Origin of the sequence: Sporichthya polymorpha DSM 43042 (genome assembly GCF_000384115.1) — a bacterium.
Taxonomy (GTDB): Bacteria; Actinomycetota; Actinomycetes; order Sporichthyales; family Sporichthyaceae; genus Sporichthya; species Sporichthya polymorpha.
In genome coordinates this window covers 2,042,841-2,057,462 of record NZ_KB913029.1, presented here as the reverse complement: position 1 = coordinate 2,057,462, position 14,622 = coordinate 2,042,841, and the positions used below count along the sequence as shown (strand labels likewise).

13 protein-coding genes and 3 tRNA genes are annotated in these 14,622 nt (G+C 72.2%); 8 read left to right on the top strand and 8 right to left on the bottom strand.

All coding sequences use genetic code 11. The features are described from left to right. Nucleotides 1-10: 10 nt before the first annotated feature. A complete protein-coding gene (locus tag SPOPO_RS0110205; protein WP_019874672.1) occupies nucleotides 11-574 on the top strand; it encodes a DM13 domain-containing protein in 564 nt (187 codons plus the stop codon). Between the two features lie 19 nt (nucleotides 575-593). Here SPOPO_RS0110205 and SPOPO_RS34800 read toward each other — a convergent pair whose 3' ends face one another. Next, nucleotides 594-944, bottom strand: coding sequence for a metallopeptidase family protein (locus tag SPOPO_RS34800; RefSeq protein WP_019874671.1), 351 nt, complete (start codon nucleotides 942-944; stop codon nucleotides 594-596). Nucleotides 945-1,058: 114 nt separating this feature from the next. On the opposite strand from SPOPO_RS34800, the gene SPOPO_RS0110195 reads away from it, so the two are divergent. The 3 genes from SPOPO_RS0110195 (at nucleotide 1,059) to SPOPO_RS0110185 (ending at nucleotide 2,938) form a co-directional block, all read left to right on the top strand. After that, complete coding sequence (locus SPOPO_RS0110195) at nucleotides 1,059-2,585, top strand: metallophosphoesterase family protein (protein ID WP_019874670.1); 1,527 nt, start codon at nucleotides 1,059-1,061, stop codon at nucleotides 2,583-2,585. Nucleotides 2,586-2,698: 113 nt separating this feature from the next. Further along, nucleotides 2,699-2,771 (top strand) — tRNA-Glu (locus SPOPO_RS0110190). Nucleotides 2,772-2,863: 92 nt separating this feature from the next. Beyond that, nucleotides 2,864-2,938: transfer RNA gene (locus SPOPO_RS0110185), tRNA-Asp, on the top strand. A gap of 69 nt (nucleotides 2,939-3,007) precedes the next feature. Here SPOPO_RS0110185 and SPOPO_RS0110180 read toward each other — a convergent pair. Further along, nucleotides 3,008-3,718 carry a hypothetical protein gene (locus tag SPOPO_RS0110180; protein ID WP_156869773.1) on the bottom strand — a complete coding sequence of 237 codons (711 nt, stop codon included), beginning with the start codon at nucleotides 3,716-3,718 and terminating at the stop codon, nucleotides 3,008-3,010. Between the two features lie 39 nt (nucleotides 3,719-3,757). Continuing rightward, nucleotides 3,758-4,951, bottom strand: coding sequence for an MFS transporter (locus SPOPO_RS28835; RefSeq protein WP_211210882.1), 1,194 nt, complete (start codon nucleotides 4,949-4,951; stop codon nucleotides 3,758-3,760). Nucleotides 4,952-5,037: 86 nt separating this feature from the next. Here SPOPO_RS28835 and SPOPO_RS0110170 point away from each other — a divergent pair. After that, nucleotides 5,038-5,111, top strand: a tRNA-Phe gene (locus SPOPO_RS0110170). A gap of 36 nt (nucleotides 5,112-5,147) precedes the next feature. On the opposite strand, the gene SPOPO_RS35875 is transcribed toward SPOPO_RS0110170, so the two are convergent. Continuing rightward, nucleotides 5,148-6,110 (bottom strand): hypothetical protein, encoded by a 963-nt coding sequence (locus tag SPOPO_RS35875; protein ID WP_019874667.1) that lies wholly within the window; start codon nucleotides 6,108-6,110, stop codon nucleotides 5,148-5,150. Between the two features lie 149 nt (nucleotides 6,111-6,259). Here SPOPO_RS35875 and SPOPO_RS0110160 point away from each other — a divergent pair, with 149 nt between their 5' ends. Then, the gene (locus tag SPOPO_RS0110160; protein ID WP_019874666.1) at nucleotides 6,260-6,529 is read left to right on the top strand and encodes a hypothetical protein; all 270 of its coding nucleotides are present in this window, start codon (nucleotides 6,260-6,262) and stop codon (nucleotides 6,527-6,529) included. A gap of 31 nt (nucleotides 6,530-6,560) precedes the next feature. On the opposite strand, the gene SPOPO_RS28830 is transcribed toward SPOPO_RS0110160, so the two are convergent. The 4 genes from SPOPO_RS28830 to SPOPO_RS31975 form a co-directional block, all read right to left on the bottom strand. Next, on the bottom strand, nucleotides 6,561-7,292 hold the full coding sequence (locus SPOPO_RS28830; protein WP_019874665.1) for a tyrosine-protein phosphatase: 732 nt from the start codon (nucleotides 7,290-7,292) through the stop codon (nucleotides 6,561-6,563). 114 nt (nucleotides 7,293-7,406) lie between these two features. Then, a complete protein-coding gene (locus SPOPO_RS32660) occupies nucleotides 7,407-9,653 on the bottom strand; it encodes a PAS domain S-box protein (RefSeq protein WP_019874664.1) in 2,247 nt (748 codons plus the stop codon). Nucleotides 9,654-9,688: 35 nt separating this feature from the next. Beyond that, nucleotides 9,689-10,948 carry a cytochrome P450 gene (locus tag SPOPO_RS0110145; RefSeq protein WP_019874663.1) on the bottom strand — a complete coding sequence of 420 codons (1,260 nt, stop codon included), beginning with the start codon at nucleotides 10,946-10,948 and terminating at the stop codon, nucleotides 9,689-9,691. Between the two features lie 89 nt (nucleotides 10,949-11,037). Next, the gene (locus SPOPO_RS31975) at nucleotides 11,038-11,655 is read right to left on the bottom strand and encodes a DedA family protein (RefSeq protein WP_019874662.1); all 618 of its coding nucleotides are present in this window, start codon (nucleotides 11,653-11,655) and stop codon (nucleotides 11,038-11,040) included. Between the two features lie 146 nt (nucleotides 11,656-11,801). On the opposite strand from SPOPO_RS31975, the gene SPOPO_RS0110135 reads away from it, so the two are divergent. Both SPOPO_RS0110135 and SPOPO_RS32655 read left to right on the top strand, forming a co-directional pair. Beyond that, complete coding sequence (locus SPOPO_RS0110135) at nucleotides 11,802-12,449, top strand: hypothetical protein (protein WP_019874661.1); 648 nt, start codon at nucleotides 11,802-11,804, stop codon at nucleotides 12,447-12,449. Beyond that, nucleotides 12,446-14,569 (top strand): lipase family protein, encoded by a 2,124-nt coding sequence (locus SPOPO_RS32655; protein ID WP_019874660.1) that lies wholly within the window; start codon nucleotides 12,446-12,448, stop codon nucleotides 14,567-14,569. Before SPOPO_RS0110135 ends, SPOPO_RS32655 begins: the two co-directional genes overlap by 4 nt. The last annotated feature ends 53 nt before the right edge of the window (nucleotides 14,570-14,622 follow it).

Below are 14,622 nucleotides of genomic sequence, written 5' to 3'. Positions count from 1 at the left end.
CACTGCCGGCATGAAGCGTCTGCTGCGTCACCGGGGAGTCCAGGCCGGGCTCGCGCTGTTCTCCGTCCTCGTCGCCGTCGCCCTCGCGGCGTTCGAGCCGTGGAAGCTGTGGATCGACAAGACCGTCGTCGAGGCGTTCCCGGTCGCGCCGGTGGCGGTCGCCGAGGCCCCGGTCGCGCTCCCGACGGCGGCGCCCACCCCGAAGCCCGGCCCGGCCTGGGTGGAGCTCTACCGCGGGGAGCTTCTCTCCCACGAGCACTCGACGACCGGGACGGTCCGGGTGATCCGCCTGGCCGACGGTTCGCGGGTCCTGCGCCTGGAGAACCTCGACACCAGCAACGGGCCCGACCTCAAGGTCGTGCTCTCCGACGCCCCGGTGATCGAGGGCCGCGGCGGCTGGCACGTCTTCGACGACAACGCCCACCGGAAGATCGGGAATCTCAAGGGCAACAAGGGCTCGCAGAACTACCGAATCCCGGCCGACGTCGACCTCGTGCAGTTACGCAGCGTGTCCATCTGGTGCGACCGCTTCAACGTCTCGTTCGGGGCCGCGGCCCTGATGAGCACGACTTAGTAGACCGCGACGGCCCCGCTCAGTCGTAGCCCAGCTCGTGCAGGCGGGCGTCGTCGATGCCGAAATGGTGCGCGATCTCGTGCACCACGGTGATCTCGACCTCGGCCACGACGTCGTCCCGGTGCTCGCAGATCGCGAGCGTCGGGTTGCGGTAGATCGTGATCCGGTCGGGTAGGACGCCGGAGTACCAGCCGTCACGTTCGGTGAGCGGCACGCCGTCGTAGATCCCCAGCAGCTGAGGGTCGTCCGGGGGCGGGTCGTCCTCGACGAAGACGGCGACGTTCGTCATCAGCCCGGTGAGCTCGGGCGGGATGGAATCGAGCGCCTCAGCGACGAGCGCCTCGAAGTCCTCGCGAGGGATGTTCAGCACTTGGTCATTGTCCGCCTGCCGCGACCTGAATTCGCCTACCGTCGAAGATCGAGCCGGTGGGGGATCGGCTCCGTCCACCGGACGCCGCACGCCGGGTCCCGAGGAGCGCGCGCCGTGCTCGACCGCCTACGCAAGCCCAGCACCGTGTGGGTGCTGCGCCGTGGGCTGCGCCGGCTCGTCCCGCGGTGGGTCCCGGCCCGGCGCATCGCCGGCGTGGCGGGGTTCGTCCTGGTCGCCGTCGTCGGGGCGTGGCTCGGGCTGATGGTCGGCGGGCGCGACAGCACGCCGATCGGCCCGGTGAACACCCACATGACCGCGCACTTCTCGTGGTCCGGGGACACCGAGATCCGCGTCGGCCCGCTCGGGACGCTCACCCTCGACACCCACGAGGGCCCGATCGGGGTCACGGTCACCGTCGACGCGCTCAACGTCACCGACGCGCGGACGATCTTCGAGGACCCGGAGGCACTCGAGGGCCTGGAGCAGTGGGTCTCGGCCGACGCCAAGGACGCGATCATCCGGCTGGTGATCCGCTCGGCGGTGTCCGCACTGCTCGGGGCGCTCGTGCTGTCGGTGCTCGTCTACCGCCGCAAGGCGAGGCGGGTGGCGTTCGTGTGCGGGACGGCGGTCGCAATGGTCGGCGCGACGATCGGCACCGCCGCGTGGACCTGGAACCCGCGCTCGGTCTCCCAGCCCCAGTATTCCGGGTTGCTGGTCTCGGCCCCGTCCGTCGTCGGCAACGCGCAGGACATCGTCGCCGGCTTCAGCGACTACAGCCGGAGCCTGGCGAAGCTCGTCGGCAACGTCTCCAAGCTCTACGACGTCACCTCGACGCTGCCGGCGTACGAGCCGGACCCGACGACGATCCGCGTCCTGCACGTCTCGGACATCCACCTGAACCCGGCGTCGTGGGAGGTGATCAGTTCGATCACCCAGCAGTTCGACGTGGCACTGATCGTCGACTCCGGCGACATCTCCGACCATGGCTCGAAGGCCGAGCGGCGGTTCGTCGACGCGATCTCCGACCTGCCCGTCCCGTACGTCTACGTCCGCGGCAACCACGACTCGAAGGCCATCGCCGACGCGGTGGCGGCGCAGCCGAACGCGCTCGTGCTCGACGACGGCGTCACCAAGGAGGTCGCGGGGCTGCGGATCACCGGCGACGCGGACCCCCGCTTCACCCCCGACCGTTCCGTCGAGCGCGCTTCGAACGAGGAGGTCGCGGCACTCGGCAACGCCGTCGCGGCCGGGGTGAGGCTCGCGGGCACGCACCCGGACATCGCGGTCGTCCACGACCCGACGCAGGGCACCGGTTTCGACGGGGTCGTCCCGTTGGTCCTCGCCGGGCACACCCACCAGCGGTCGACGAAGCTGCTGCCCGAGGGCACGCGCATGTTCGTCCAGGGCAGCACCGGCGGCGCCGGCCTGCGCGCCCTGGAGGGCGAGACCCCCGAGCCGATCGAGTGCTCGATCCTCTACTTCGACGCGACGACCAAGCGCCTGCAGGCCTGGGACGACCTCACGATCGGCGGCCTCGGGCTGAGCTCGGCCCAGATCAACCGCACCCTCGCCCCGGAGGAGACCAAGCGCTTCGAGCAGTACTCGCGCAGCCAGCAGGCCGACCCGTGGGAGGGCCCGTGACCTGCGGCGTTCCCGGCGCTGGGGACGGCCGGGGCGGGGCTGTTTTGGCCGCGGCCGAGACCGTCCCCTATGCTGACGCGGTCCTCCACGGCACCCGTGGTCGAACGCCACAGGCCCTCATCGTCTAGAGGCCCAGGACACCGCCCTTTCAAGGCGGCAGCACGGGTTCGAATCCCGTTGGGGGCACGCAGTACCGCCAGGAACCACCGCAAGGAAGAACACAAGAAACACCTGCACGACCGCACGACCTTGTGTGCCACACTTAGGCGCGCAGACCAGGTCCCGTGGAGCAGTTTGGAGTGCTCGTCACCCTGTCAAGGTGAAGGCCGCGGGTTCAAATCCCGTCGGGACCGCACAGTACGACCGCAGCAGACACAAGGCCGACCCTTCCGGGTCGGCCTTCGTCGTTCCCGGGTTTCGCGTCAGCGCAGGAACTGGTCCAGGGCGTCGCTGATCAGCTGGGCGGGCGAGGTGCCGCGCTCCTTCGCGGCCTCGCGGACGCGGACCTCAAGGGCCGTGCTCAGCAGGCGCGGTTCGCTGTCGGTCGACGGCGGCGCGGGCGGGTCGTTGTCGCGGACCCGCGCGAAGACCGCGGTCGCGATGACGACCACCGTCCCGAGCACGTCGAGGATCCCGAGCACGCCCAGGACGCGGGCGTAGCCGCCGCCGGGGTCGGACCCGATCTCCAGGATCGGGCCCAGGATCAGCAGCGCGACGCACGCGGCCACGAACAGCGTGGAGCCCAGCAGCGGACCGATCCCCTCCCGCCCCGCGAGCGCGAGCAGCAGGGACGCCTGCGCGAAGGTGGCGGCGAGCGTCAGCGTCACGAAGAACGCGCGCAGCAGCGGCTCGGAGTCGTCGGCGCCCCAGGTCAGGATCAGCGCGAGGACGGAAGCGACGAGCGAGGTCGCCCCGCCGGCGATCCCGACCCAGCGGTACCGGGCGGAGTCGGCGAGCGAGAGGTAGCAGAGCGCGGCGACCGACTGGACGCCGACGATCAGCGTCGTCAGCAGGATGCGGGCCTCGGTCGAGCCGAAGTCGCCGCCGCCGAGCAGGGCGACGATGCCCAGCAGCGCGGCCAGGGAGAACGAGCCGATGATCGTGTTGACGACGACCCGTCGCATGTCTCGCATCGGCAGATGATGGCACCGCGGCGGGCCGCTGCCGAGAGCTCAGGACCGGCGTGCCGTCGCCGGGTGGGCGCGGACGTGCTCGTCGAGCCAGACCAGGCAGCCGACCAGAGCGAGCCCGCCGCCGACCAAGCAGACGGCGTCCCAGCCGCCCGCGCTCCAGGCGACGCCGGCGAACGCCGACGCGACGGCCCCGGCCGCGAAGTTGCCCGTCATGTACAGCGTGGTCAGTCGGCTGCGGGCCTCGGGCCGGAGCGCGTAGAGGATCGACTGGTTGGTGATGTGTTGGCCCTGCATGCCGAGGTCGACGAGGACCAGCCCGGCGACGAGCGCGGCGATCGACTCCCCGCCGGCCCAGAGCAGCGCCCACCCGAGGGCGACGCAGAGCAGGAAGCTGCCGGTCGACCGGTGGGCCCAGCCGCGGTCGGCGAGCCGTCCGGCGCCGAGTGCGGCGACCGCGCCGAAGAGCCCGGCGAGGCCGAGCAGGCCGGTCTCCGCCTCGCCCTTGCCGTAGTCCTCGGCCATGAGGAACGCGAGCGAGGTCCACACGACGGTGAATCCGGCCATGCCGAGCGCGCCGTAGACCATGCGGCGTCGCACCACCGGCTCGTCGCGGACCAGCGGCCACAGCGAGCGGACCAGGCCCCGGTAGGTCAGCGCGGGGTCGGCAACGGGCAGACGCGGGAGCATCCGGTGCAGGACGATCCCGAGCAGCGCGCAGAGTCCCGCGGCGGCGACGTAGACGGTCCGCCACCCCGCAACGGCGGCGAGCAGTCCGGAGATCGTGCGGGCGGCGAGGATGCCGATCAGCAGGCCGCTCATCACGGTGCCGACGACCGTTCCGCGCTCGTGGTCCGCCGCCAGCGCCCCGGCGAGTGGGACGAGAACCTGCGCCACGACCGCCGTGACCCCGACCCCGAGGACCGCGAGCAGCAGCACCGGCAGGTTCGGCGCCGCCGCGGCCCCGAGCAGCGCGAGCGTGCACAGCGCCATCAGCGGCGCCACCAGCCGGTGCCGGGCGATCAGGTCCCCGAGCGGGACGATCGTCACCAGCCCGAGCGCGTACCCGATCTGCGACGCCGTCACGAGCAGCCCCGCGGCCCCCGGCGAGACGTCCAGGTCGTCGGCGATCCGGTCAAGCAGCGGCTGCGCGTAGTACAGGTTCGCCACGCTCGCGCCGCACGCGACCGCGAAGAGGAGCACGAGCCGGCGATCCATCGTCGGGCTCGTGGTCACCGGCGAACGGTACGTCACCCGGCCCCCGGGACCGAGCGGTCGTCGGAGCGACCCGACGGGTCGGCTAAACTTCCTCAGTCCCACCCGGCCAGGTAGCTCAGTTGGTACGAGCGACCGCCTGAAAAGCGGTAGGTCGGCGGTTCGACCCCGCCCCTGGCCACCCCGTTCTTCCCGGCAACGTCAGCGAAACCGCGCGCTATAGCGCTCGATCTCGCTGACGTCCCGGCGAGACCACTTCCACGGACGCTACGGCGGGTTTCGTGGGGGTGCCGGGGCCGAGGCGGAGCGCGCCGAAGCCGGAGCGGGTGTCGGTCGGGTTCGGGTTCTCCCACGGGACGTCGGTGAGCTCGGCGGCGCCGCGGACGACGGTGGAGCCCCCGCCGCCGCCGGTGCGGGCGACGCCGTTGGTGGAGCCGTCGTCCTGGGGGTCGCCGGACTCCTCGGCGTCGGTCAGGCCACCACCGCCGCCGAAGTACCCGCCGCCGCCACCGCCGCCGTCGAGGGGGACGCCGCTGCCGCCGCTGCCCCCGGTCTCGCCGGTGAACGCGGGCTGCGCCGCACCGTCGGGGCCGACCGGGCACTCGGGGCACTCCGCGTCCGCGCGCCAACCGGGCTCGGTGGTGGAGGCGTCGATCGGGAGCGGGGAGGTCCGCCCGCGCTCGACCGCGGCGTAGCCGTAGTCGCCCTCGGCGGCACCGCCCCCGCCGCCGGCGACGGCGAGCCCCACGACCTGACCGGCGCGGACGACCTGCACGCCCGTCCAGCCTCCGCCGCCGGCCCCGTGGGCCCCGCCGGGCGCGCCGCCGTTGGCACCGCCCGCGGCAGTGCCGCCGACCTTGGTGCGGTCGGCGCCGGCGCCCCCGACGCGGATCGTCACGACGTCCCCGGCGCGCACCGCGAAGGTCGCGCCGAAGCCGGCGCCCTCACCGCCGGCGAAGTCAGGGCCGAAGCTCCCGCCGTCCGCGCCCTGCACGAAGATCTCGAGCGGGCCGGGGTTCGCAGGGACCGTGAACGAATGGGACTCACCGCCCCCGAGCAAGCACGTGAGGACCGCCGACTCGGTGGTGCATCCCGCGGACGCGGCGTGCCCGGCGGGGGCGAGGGCGACGAGAGCGGGCGCCGTCAGACTCATCGCCACGACGAGATGTGCCCGGCGCATCGCGACCTCCGATCGCGGCCCGAATCCCCGCGAACCGCGCTGATCGGACAGCGTAGGCACACTGTCCCCGCGCCGCCGGGCGCTGTCACCCGGTTGGCGGGTCGGCCGATCCGGGGGATTCGCACAGGGGGACGGCATAGCCTGAGGTCATGGACGACGTCTGGGACAACGTCGAGCAGTACTCCGAGCAGAGCGCGCAGGAGATCGTGGCCGCGGCGATCCAGCTCATCGAGACGATCCGCGCCTACACCGACGACGTCGTGAGCATGCACGGCGAGACCACCGAGCTTCCGGTCCTGACCGAGCGCAACCAGCAGCTCGCCGAAGCCGTCGCGGCCTTCAACGACCGCGCCTTTCTCCACACCGGCACCCGTCCGCTGCTGCTGGACGTGCTCGACGAGAATCCCGTCGACGCCTGACGTAGCGTCAGGAAACCCTGTGACGGCGCCGTCAGGAAGCCGGCTCGACCATCCGCTCCCGCAACGCGGCCAGCGACTCCGGCCGGAGACCACCGGCGACGAGGTAGCCCTCGGTGCTGCCGTGGGCGGTGCGCAGGTCGGCGAGGACGGTGTGCATCAGCTCCGGCGGGCAGCTCATGAGCTCCTCCATGCGGTCCTCCTTCGCACCGAGGGCGATGCCCTTGCGCATCGTCCGCTCGCGGAGCTCACCGACGTACGCCTCCTCGGACCGCGCGTAGTCCTCGGCCACCACGTCGTCCGGAACCCCGAGCGCCGAGAGCAGCAGACCGACGATCAGACCGGTGCGGTCCTTGCCGGCGCTGCAGTGCACGAGCGCGGGTAGCGCGTCCTCGCCCGCGAGCACCTCGATCGCGGCGACGACCTGGTCCGCGCAGCGCTCGAGGATCTGCGTGTACAGGTCGGCGAGCTCGTCGATCTCGCCGAGGCGAATGCGGCCGCCGTAGAGCGGATTGCGGTGCAGCGCGAGCCCGTCCGGGAGCACGGAGTCGGGCAGGCCGACCAGTTCCCTGTCCTCGCGCAGGTCGACGACCATGCGAATGCCGAGGTCGGCCAACAGCGGCCCGGACGCCGTGAGGTCGCCCAGGGCCCCACCGCGCAGCAGCAGCCCGCCGCGGATCGTGCCGCCGTCGACCGTCGGGTAACCCCCGACGTCCCGGAGGTTGTGCAGTCCTTCCACGGCCAGGAATCCGGTGTCTGCGCTCATGCCTCCAGCATGCGGGTCGCCGATGAACGCCGGGCGAACGCGTCCTGTGGCACCGGTCACTCCGACCCCACCCGTTGCCGTGGGGGTGACACCTCCACGGTGCCGACTGGGGCGTCAAGGAATGGGGACCGCCCACACCAGACGGGTCCCGCCGGGCTCGGGTGAGGTCACCTCGAACGTCCCGCCCCGGCCCTCGGCCCGTTTGCGGAGATTGGCCAGACCGCTGCGCCGGGTCGAGTCGCCGAGGCCGACGCCGTCGTCGGCGATCTCGACGGTGAGAGTGCGGGTCTCGATGACCGCACCGACCATCACCCGCACCTTGCCGGCCTGCGCGTGGCGCGCGACGTTGGTGAGCGCCTCGCGCAGGACCGCGACCAGGTCGTCGACGAGGTCGTCGGGCGGCATGACGTCGAGCGGTCCCGCGAACTGCACGACGGGCGGGGCGGGCAGCAGCGGCGTGACGTCGGAGAGGACGCCGAGGATCCGCTCGCGGGTCGTGCTCACGGCCGGGCTCAGGGGCGTCCGCAGGCCGTAGATCGCCGAGCGGATCTGGGTGATCGTCTCGTCGATGTCCTCGATGCACCGGCCGATGCGCTCGGCCCGGTCCTCGTCCAGGCCGGCCGCCATCGCCTGCAGCGTGAGACCGGCGGCGAACAGACGCTGGATGACGTGGTCGTGGAGGTCGCGGGCGATGCGGTCGCGGTCCTCGAGCAGCTCGAGGTGCTGGCCGAGCTCGCGGGCGTCGGCGAGCTCGAGCGCGACGGCCGCCTGCTGCGCGAACGCTTTCGCGAGCTCGACCTCGACGTCGGTGAACGGCGGGCGCCCCGGGTTCCGGCCGACCGCGAGCACACCACGGGAGCCGCGCTCCCCGAGCAGCGGAATCACCATGCTCGGCCCGAGCCCGCCGTCCGGGGCGAAGTGCACCTCGCTCGCGGCGGCGGCGGTCGCCTCGCTCTCGGTCAGGACGCGGGGCGCCCCGGTCCGGGCGACCTCGCCGCTGATCGTGTCCGCCAACGGCACGAAGGTGCCGGGCAGGTCCTGTACGTCGGCGCCGACCGCGACGGCAACCCGCAGGTGGTCGGGGTCCCGCGTCGGCAGCAGGGCGAGGACGCGGTCGGCGCGGGCGATCGCGGCGGCCTCGGCCGCGATGTGCTGCAGCGAATCCTCACTGACGTCGGAGAGCAGGTCCCGAGCGATGCGGATCGACGCTTCCAGTTGCTGCTCCAGACGTGCGTGCTCGGTGAGGTCGACGATCTGGCAGACGAAGTGCACCGGGCGGCCCTCCCCGTCCCGGACCAGCGCGACCGAGAGCCGGGCATCGATCACCTCACCGCCCGGGCGGAGGTACCGCTTCTCGATCTCGTAGCCGGCCCGGAGGCCGTCCATCGTTTCCTGAATGAGCGTCAGATCATGGTCGAGGTCGTCCGGGTGCGTGGACTCCTGGAACGTCAGGGCGAGCAACTCGTCCTCGCTGCGACCGGCCAGCCGGCAGAGCGCCTCGTTGACCCGGAGGAACTGCCCCTCCAGACCGATCAGGCACATGCCGATCGGTGCCTTGTCGAACGCGGTGGAGAACATCGCGACGGCCTGTCGCTCCGAGGCTTCGCGCATCTTACGTTCCGTCAGATCATCGACGTAAGCGACGCGGTAGAGGAGCCGCCCGTCCTCCGCGCGCGCCGCGACGACCTCGGTCTCGACGGGGAACACCGACCCGTCGAGCCGCATGTGTTCGGTCTCGTAACGTAGGTACCCCTCGCGGTTGACGAAGTCGGCGAGCTCGGAGATCCGGCCTCGGGCGGCGGGACTGAAGACCTCGGCCAGCGGCCTCCCCGCGAAGTCCTCGGGGCGGCCGCCGTGGTCCGCCGCGAAGGCGGCATTGACCCGCGCGATGACGTTGGTGTGGGGATCGGTGAACATGATCCCGCGCTTGGTCACCTCGAAGCTGAGCTGCCACTGGCGACGCAGCTCCTCGTCCTTCGCGCGCCCGGCCTGGACGCTGCGGAGCTCGGAGACCTCGCGGGCCACGACCGAGCCGCCGACGATCTGTCCGTCGAGCTCGACCGGCCCGATCGTCACCTCGTAGACCGCGATGTCGTCCTGGGCGATCCGGTCAACCGTGAACCGCTCGCCCTGCAACGACCGGCGGATCCGGCCCGCCAGCGGATCCCACACCGCGGGCGCCAGGGCCTCGGCCAACGACCGGCCGATCATCGCGACCGGGTCGTACCCGTGGCGGGCGAGGGCGCCGCCGTAGGTGTCGAGCACCCGGAGCTCGCGGTCGTAGACGAGCACGGCGAGACCGTCGAGCGCGTCCCTCGACGCGCGCAGGGCGCGCTGGCGCAGCTCGCCGTCGTCGCTCATGGGCTCAGTGTGGCGGGCGCCGGGCACGAGGGGCGTCAGTACCGGACCGGCAGGCGCTTGATGCCGTGAATGAAGTTGCCGCGGAGGAACACGGGTTCCCCGATCACCTCGAGGTTCGGCAGCCGGTGGAGCACCTGGGAAAAGATCGCGCGCAGCTGCACGCGGGCCAGGCTCGCGCCGAGACAGAAGTGCGGGCCACCACCCCCGAAGGCGACGTGCGGGTTGGGGTCGCGCGTGAGGTCGAAGCGGTAGGGGTCGGGGAAGACCGACTCGTCGCGGTTCGCCGAGTGGTAGAAGAGCACCGCCTTCTCCCCCGCCGCGATGTGCTGTCCGCGGATCTCGGTGTCCTTGCGCGCCGTCCGCTTGAACGTCAGGACGGGCGTGGCCCACCGAAGGAGCTCGTCGATCGCCCGGTCGATGCGCCCCTCGAAGTCCGCCATCAGGTACTCGCGCTGGTCCGGGTGGCGGTGCAGGGCGAGGAGCCCGTGCGTGGTCGTCTGGCGAGTGGTGTCGTTGCCCGCGACCGAGAGGAGGACGAAGAACGCGGCGATCTCCTCGGGCGTCAGCTTCTGCCCGTCGACCTCGGCCTGGACGAGGGCGGTGATCAGGTCGTCGCGCGGGTCCTCGGCGCGTTCCTCGGCCATCCGGTACGCGCCGCCGTGCAGCGTCATCAGCGAGTCGAACAGCAGCTGGAGGCCGTCACGGCCGGCGAGGTACTCCTCGTCGTTCCAGCCGACCATCGCGTTCGCGGCGTCGGTGAAGGTCTGCCGGTCCTCGGGCGGGACGCCGATCATCTCCGAGATCGTCCACATCGGCAGCCGCGCGGAGACGGCGGAGACGAAGTTGACCTCGCCCGACGAGCCGAGGTCGTCGACGATCGCGGCGGCCTGCGCCGCGATCTGATCCTCGATCAGCCTCACCCGCCGGGGCGTGAAGACCGAGGAAATGATCTTGCGCAGCCGGCCGTGGCGTGGGTCGTCCATCGAGAGGATCGAGTGCGCCATCTCGATGATGTCCTCGGGGACGTTCTCCATCATCACGCCGCCGAACTCCATGCCCGAGCCCCACGTCTCGGCGTCCCGGCTGACGGCGGTGACGTCGGCGTGGGTGACCAGGGCCCAGAAGCCGGGGTCGTCCTCGTCCGGGATCAGCTCGGTCTCGACCGGGCGGTGCCAGGACAGCGGACGCTCGCGCCGCAGTTCGTCGAAGGCCGGCTCGCGCTCGGACGGGCTCTTCGCCCAGAACGCGAGGCTGGAGATGTCGAGCGGGTCGTGCGGGCGCAGCGTCGTGGTCACCGGGTCTCCCGCCGGGAATCGGGAACGATGGCGTGTCAGAATCCAGAACGCTGTTCTACAACGTCCGGTGGGGTGTGAGCAAGCCCACGCTATGCCGTGCGGCGGCGCCGGGCGAGGAGCTTGTGGCGCACGTACTCGATCCCGAGCGCCAGGACCACCGACGCCACGATCCCGACCGTGACCGCCAGCAGGTAGTTGTCGTGGATCAGGTTTCCGGCGAAGAACCCGAGCAGGCTGGCCTGCAGCGCCCACAGCACCCCGCCCGCGCAGACGTACGGGGTGAACTTGCGCAGCGGGAAGTGCAGGATCCCGCACAGCGCCGTGCTGATCGTCCGGCCGCCGGGGACGAACCGGAGCACGATCAGCGCCGGCCCGCCGCGTTTGTCCAGCTGGGCCTGGGCGTTGTCCCGCAGTTTGGCGATGCGCGGCCTCCGGCACATCCGGTCGACGAACGGCCGCCCGACCGTGCGCCCGATGAAGTAGGAGATGTGGTCGCCGGTGATCGCCCCGACCAGGGCGACGGCCATGACGCCGGTCAGCGGCAACTCGTCCTGCGCCGCGAGCACGCCGCCGGAGATCACCAGCGTCTCGCTCGGGACCACCGGGAAGAAGCCGTCGACGATGCAGACGGCCAGGATGACGAGCAGCCCCCACGGCGAACCCAGCGCCGACTCGAGCCGGGAGACGACGTCGTCGAGGCTGTCCATCGCGTGCAGTCTTGCCCATCGCGGCCGCATTCGCGCGCTCGGCGCCTGTCGACGAAGCAGTCGCCGAGGTCTCAATTGGTGCACGGGCGCGGACCGGACCCGAACCCCTGTGGAGAATGGGGGCTTCGTCCGCGAGCAGGAGTTCGGTGTTGAAGCAGCTGAGCAGGCCGCAGTTGATCACCGCGGGAGTGGTCGCAGCGGTCGTCCTGGGGGCGGGGGTCACCCTCGCCGTCTCGGGCGGCGGCGGCAACGGATCGGACAATTCGGGCAACAAGCCCGGCCTGGAGGAGGCCGCCGCGGTGGCGGAGGCCCTCGGCAAGCTGGCGGACGACCCGACGAGCCTCGTCGCCTCGGACGTCCGCTCCGCGGTCGGGGGGCGGGCGCGCGAGGCGGTCCCGGCCGGGTCCACGGTCTCGGCCAACCCCGCGAGCTGGCAGCCGGACGGTCTCGGTGGCGGCACGATGACGGTCACCGTCACCAGCCCCGGCCAACCGGCGGTCACGTACTCGGCGGTCATGGTCAAGGAGGAGGCCGGCTGGAAGGTCGTCGGCACCGTGCCGATGAACCCGGCCAACGCCGGCTCCACCCCGGCTGACCCCGGCCAGGCACCGGCCGCGAACCCGCCGGGGGTTGCCCAGGTCCCGCCGGGCGGCGCGACGATCCCGTCCTCCGGCGCCGGCGTCATCCCGCCGGGCGCCCCCGCGCAGTCCGGGACCCCGCAGGGGACCCAGCCGCAGGGGACCCAGCCCGCACCCGCCCAGCAGCAGCCCGCCGCACCCGGAGGCGGACAGTGACGCTCTTCCGCAGGAACACCTCCTCCCGCCGGTGGCGCCGCCCCCTCGGGGTCGCGGTCGCCGCGACGCTGGCGATGCCGCTGGTCACGATCGCCGCCCCGGAGACCGCGACGGCCGCGCCGCCGCGGCAGGTCCCGTGCGGCCAGGTCGAGCTGGCGCCGGTGCTCAAGACCGACGTCACCGACACGGGCCAGCAGATCCAGCAGAAGGCGGACCGGCGCGGGGTCTACGTGCCGATCATCATGGTCCCGGACTACCACGGCCGCGCGAAGCACGACGACTCGCGCACCGGCGACTTCTCCCGCCCGATCGACATGGGCGCCGGTGGCCCGGCCCCGGCCGCGCCGCGCGCGTCACTGATCGGGCAGCTGCAGCAGATCCCCGGCGCGGCGGTCTACACGTTCGACTACCGCACCAGCGCCGGGAACTGGGTCGACGACCCGGGCATCGGCCCCGCGCTCGGCGACGCGATCGACTGCGTCACCAGCGCGCTCGGGCAGAAGGCCATCCTGATCACGCACGGCGTCGGCGGTCTCGCCGCACGCTGGGCGGTCGGCGGGCAGGTCGAGGGCCGCGACCGCGGGTCGCAGGTCACGACCGTCATCGGCTACGGGTCCCCGCAGACCGGCTCGCAGCTCGCCGAACTGCTGAACACCGGCGTCGGCTCCACCGCGTCCGAGCCGCGCACCGTCCTGCGGCTGCTGGTCAGTGCGTGCCGTGCGCTCAAGCCGGCCGTGTTCACCGAGCAGGCCCCGTGCGGCTTCCTGCCCGTCCAGGCCGGTGCGTTCGCCCGCGCCGGCGGCGACGCGTTCCGCGGTCAGTCGCCCCAGCACCTCGCGCTGCGGCCGTACCCGAACACCGTCCGGGTCCACGCGTTCGCCGGCGACGTCGTCGTCAATGCGACGAACCTCGGGTGGTTCGGGCTCAAGCCGTTCCGCGCCAACGACATTCCGCTCGGCGACCTGGTCTCCTCGACGGCGTCGACGACGATCCAGGCCCTGTCGCAGCTGCGCGCGTCGTGCCGCTTCACGCTCGACGCGTTCGGGACGCCGGCCCAGAGCGCGGGCATCCGGCTCGCGGAGATCGGGGCCCAGGGCGCCGCGTGGCCGTTCCCGTCGACGATTCGGCCGTGCTTCGCGCCGAGCCTGCCGCGCGTCTCGCAGTTCGCCGACCGCATCCGCGAGCTGCTCACCAACGAGATCCGCAACCGGCAGCCGCTGGACCTGCGTGAGCTCGAGTCGCTCGCCGTCCCGTCGGTCTGCGGACACCCGGCCGGGACGCTCGTCGGCGGCCGCCTGCCGGGCATCGCGCCGGGCAACGGCGAGGTCGCGCTGGCCTCGACGCTGGACCCGAACCGCTTCAACGACTTCACCTCGTTCGGTGACCTCACCGGCGACGGCGTCGCCGACACCGTCGCGGTCCTGAAGTGCTCGACCGCCGCCGGCCCGGGCGCGGACGTCGTCGTCGCCTACGACAGCGGTGCGCGCCTGCTCGGCTCGATCAACCTCGCCGACGTGACCGGGCGTCCGGTCAACGAGATCTACAACGTCCAGGTCAGCCGCGGCCAGGCGATCATGCGCTGGCGGACGACCGAGGAGCCGACGACGATCGAGACCGTCGTCGACGCCGAGGCCAGCTTCACCTTCGACCCGAACACGGGCCTGCGCGCCGGCGCGCTGAAGAGCTTCAACGTGACCGGCCCGGTCGGGAAGCTGCTCGAGAAGATCCGGGCCGGCCGCTCCGGCGCCGAGGTCCGCAAGCTCGCGCCGCCGGAGATCATCACCGCGATGATCACGGCCCACCGGCAGACCCCGTTCGGCGAGGCCACCTGCTACGGCCCGTCCGCCGCGCCGAACTCCAACTGGCCCGAGCAGGCCCTCGACGACTACGACGACTGGCCGCCCCAGGACGGCCTCGCCCACGGCGACCGGTTCTGCCTCATCGCCCTGCCCGACGGGCACTACGCCCTGCTCGGCATGGTCCACACCGGGTTCAGCACCTGGCGCGCGGTGGAGTTCCGCCTCCCCGAGCGCAGCAGCACCCCCGGCGGCGGTGGCCTGTTCCCCGGCGACGACGACGATGACGACGACGGCCCCGGCGGCATCGGCCCGCTCTTCTAGGCCCCGCGTTTCCGCCCTGACGATGTCAAGAAAGTGTGATGTCAAGAAAGGGT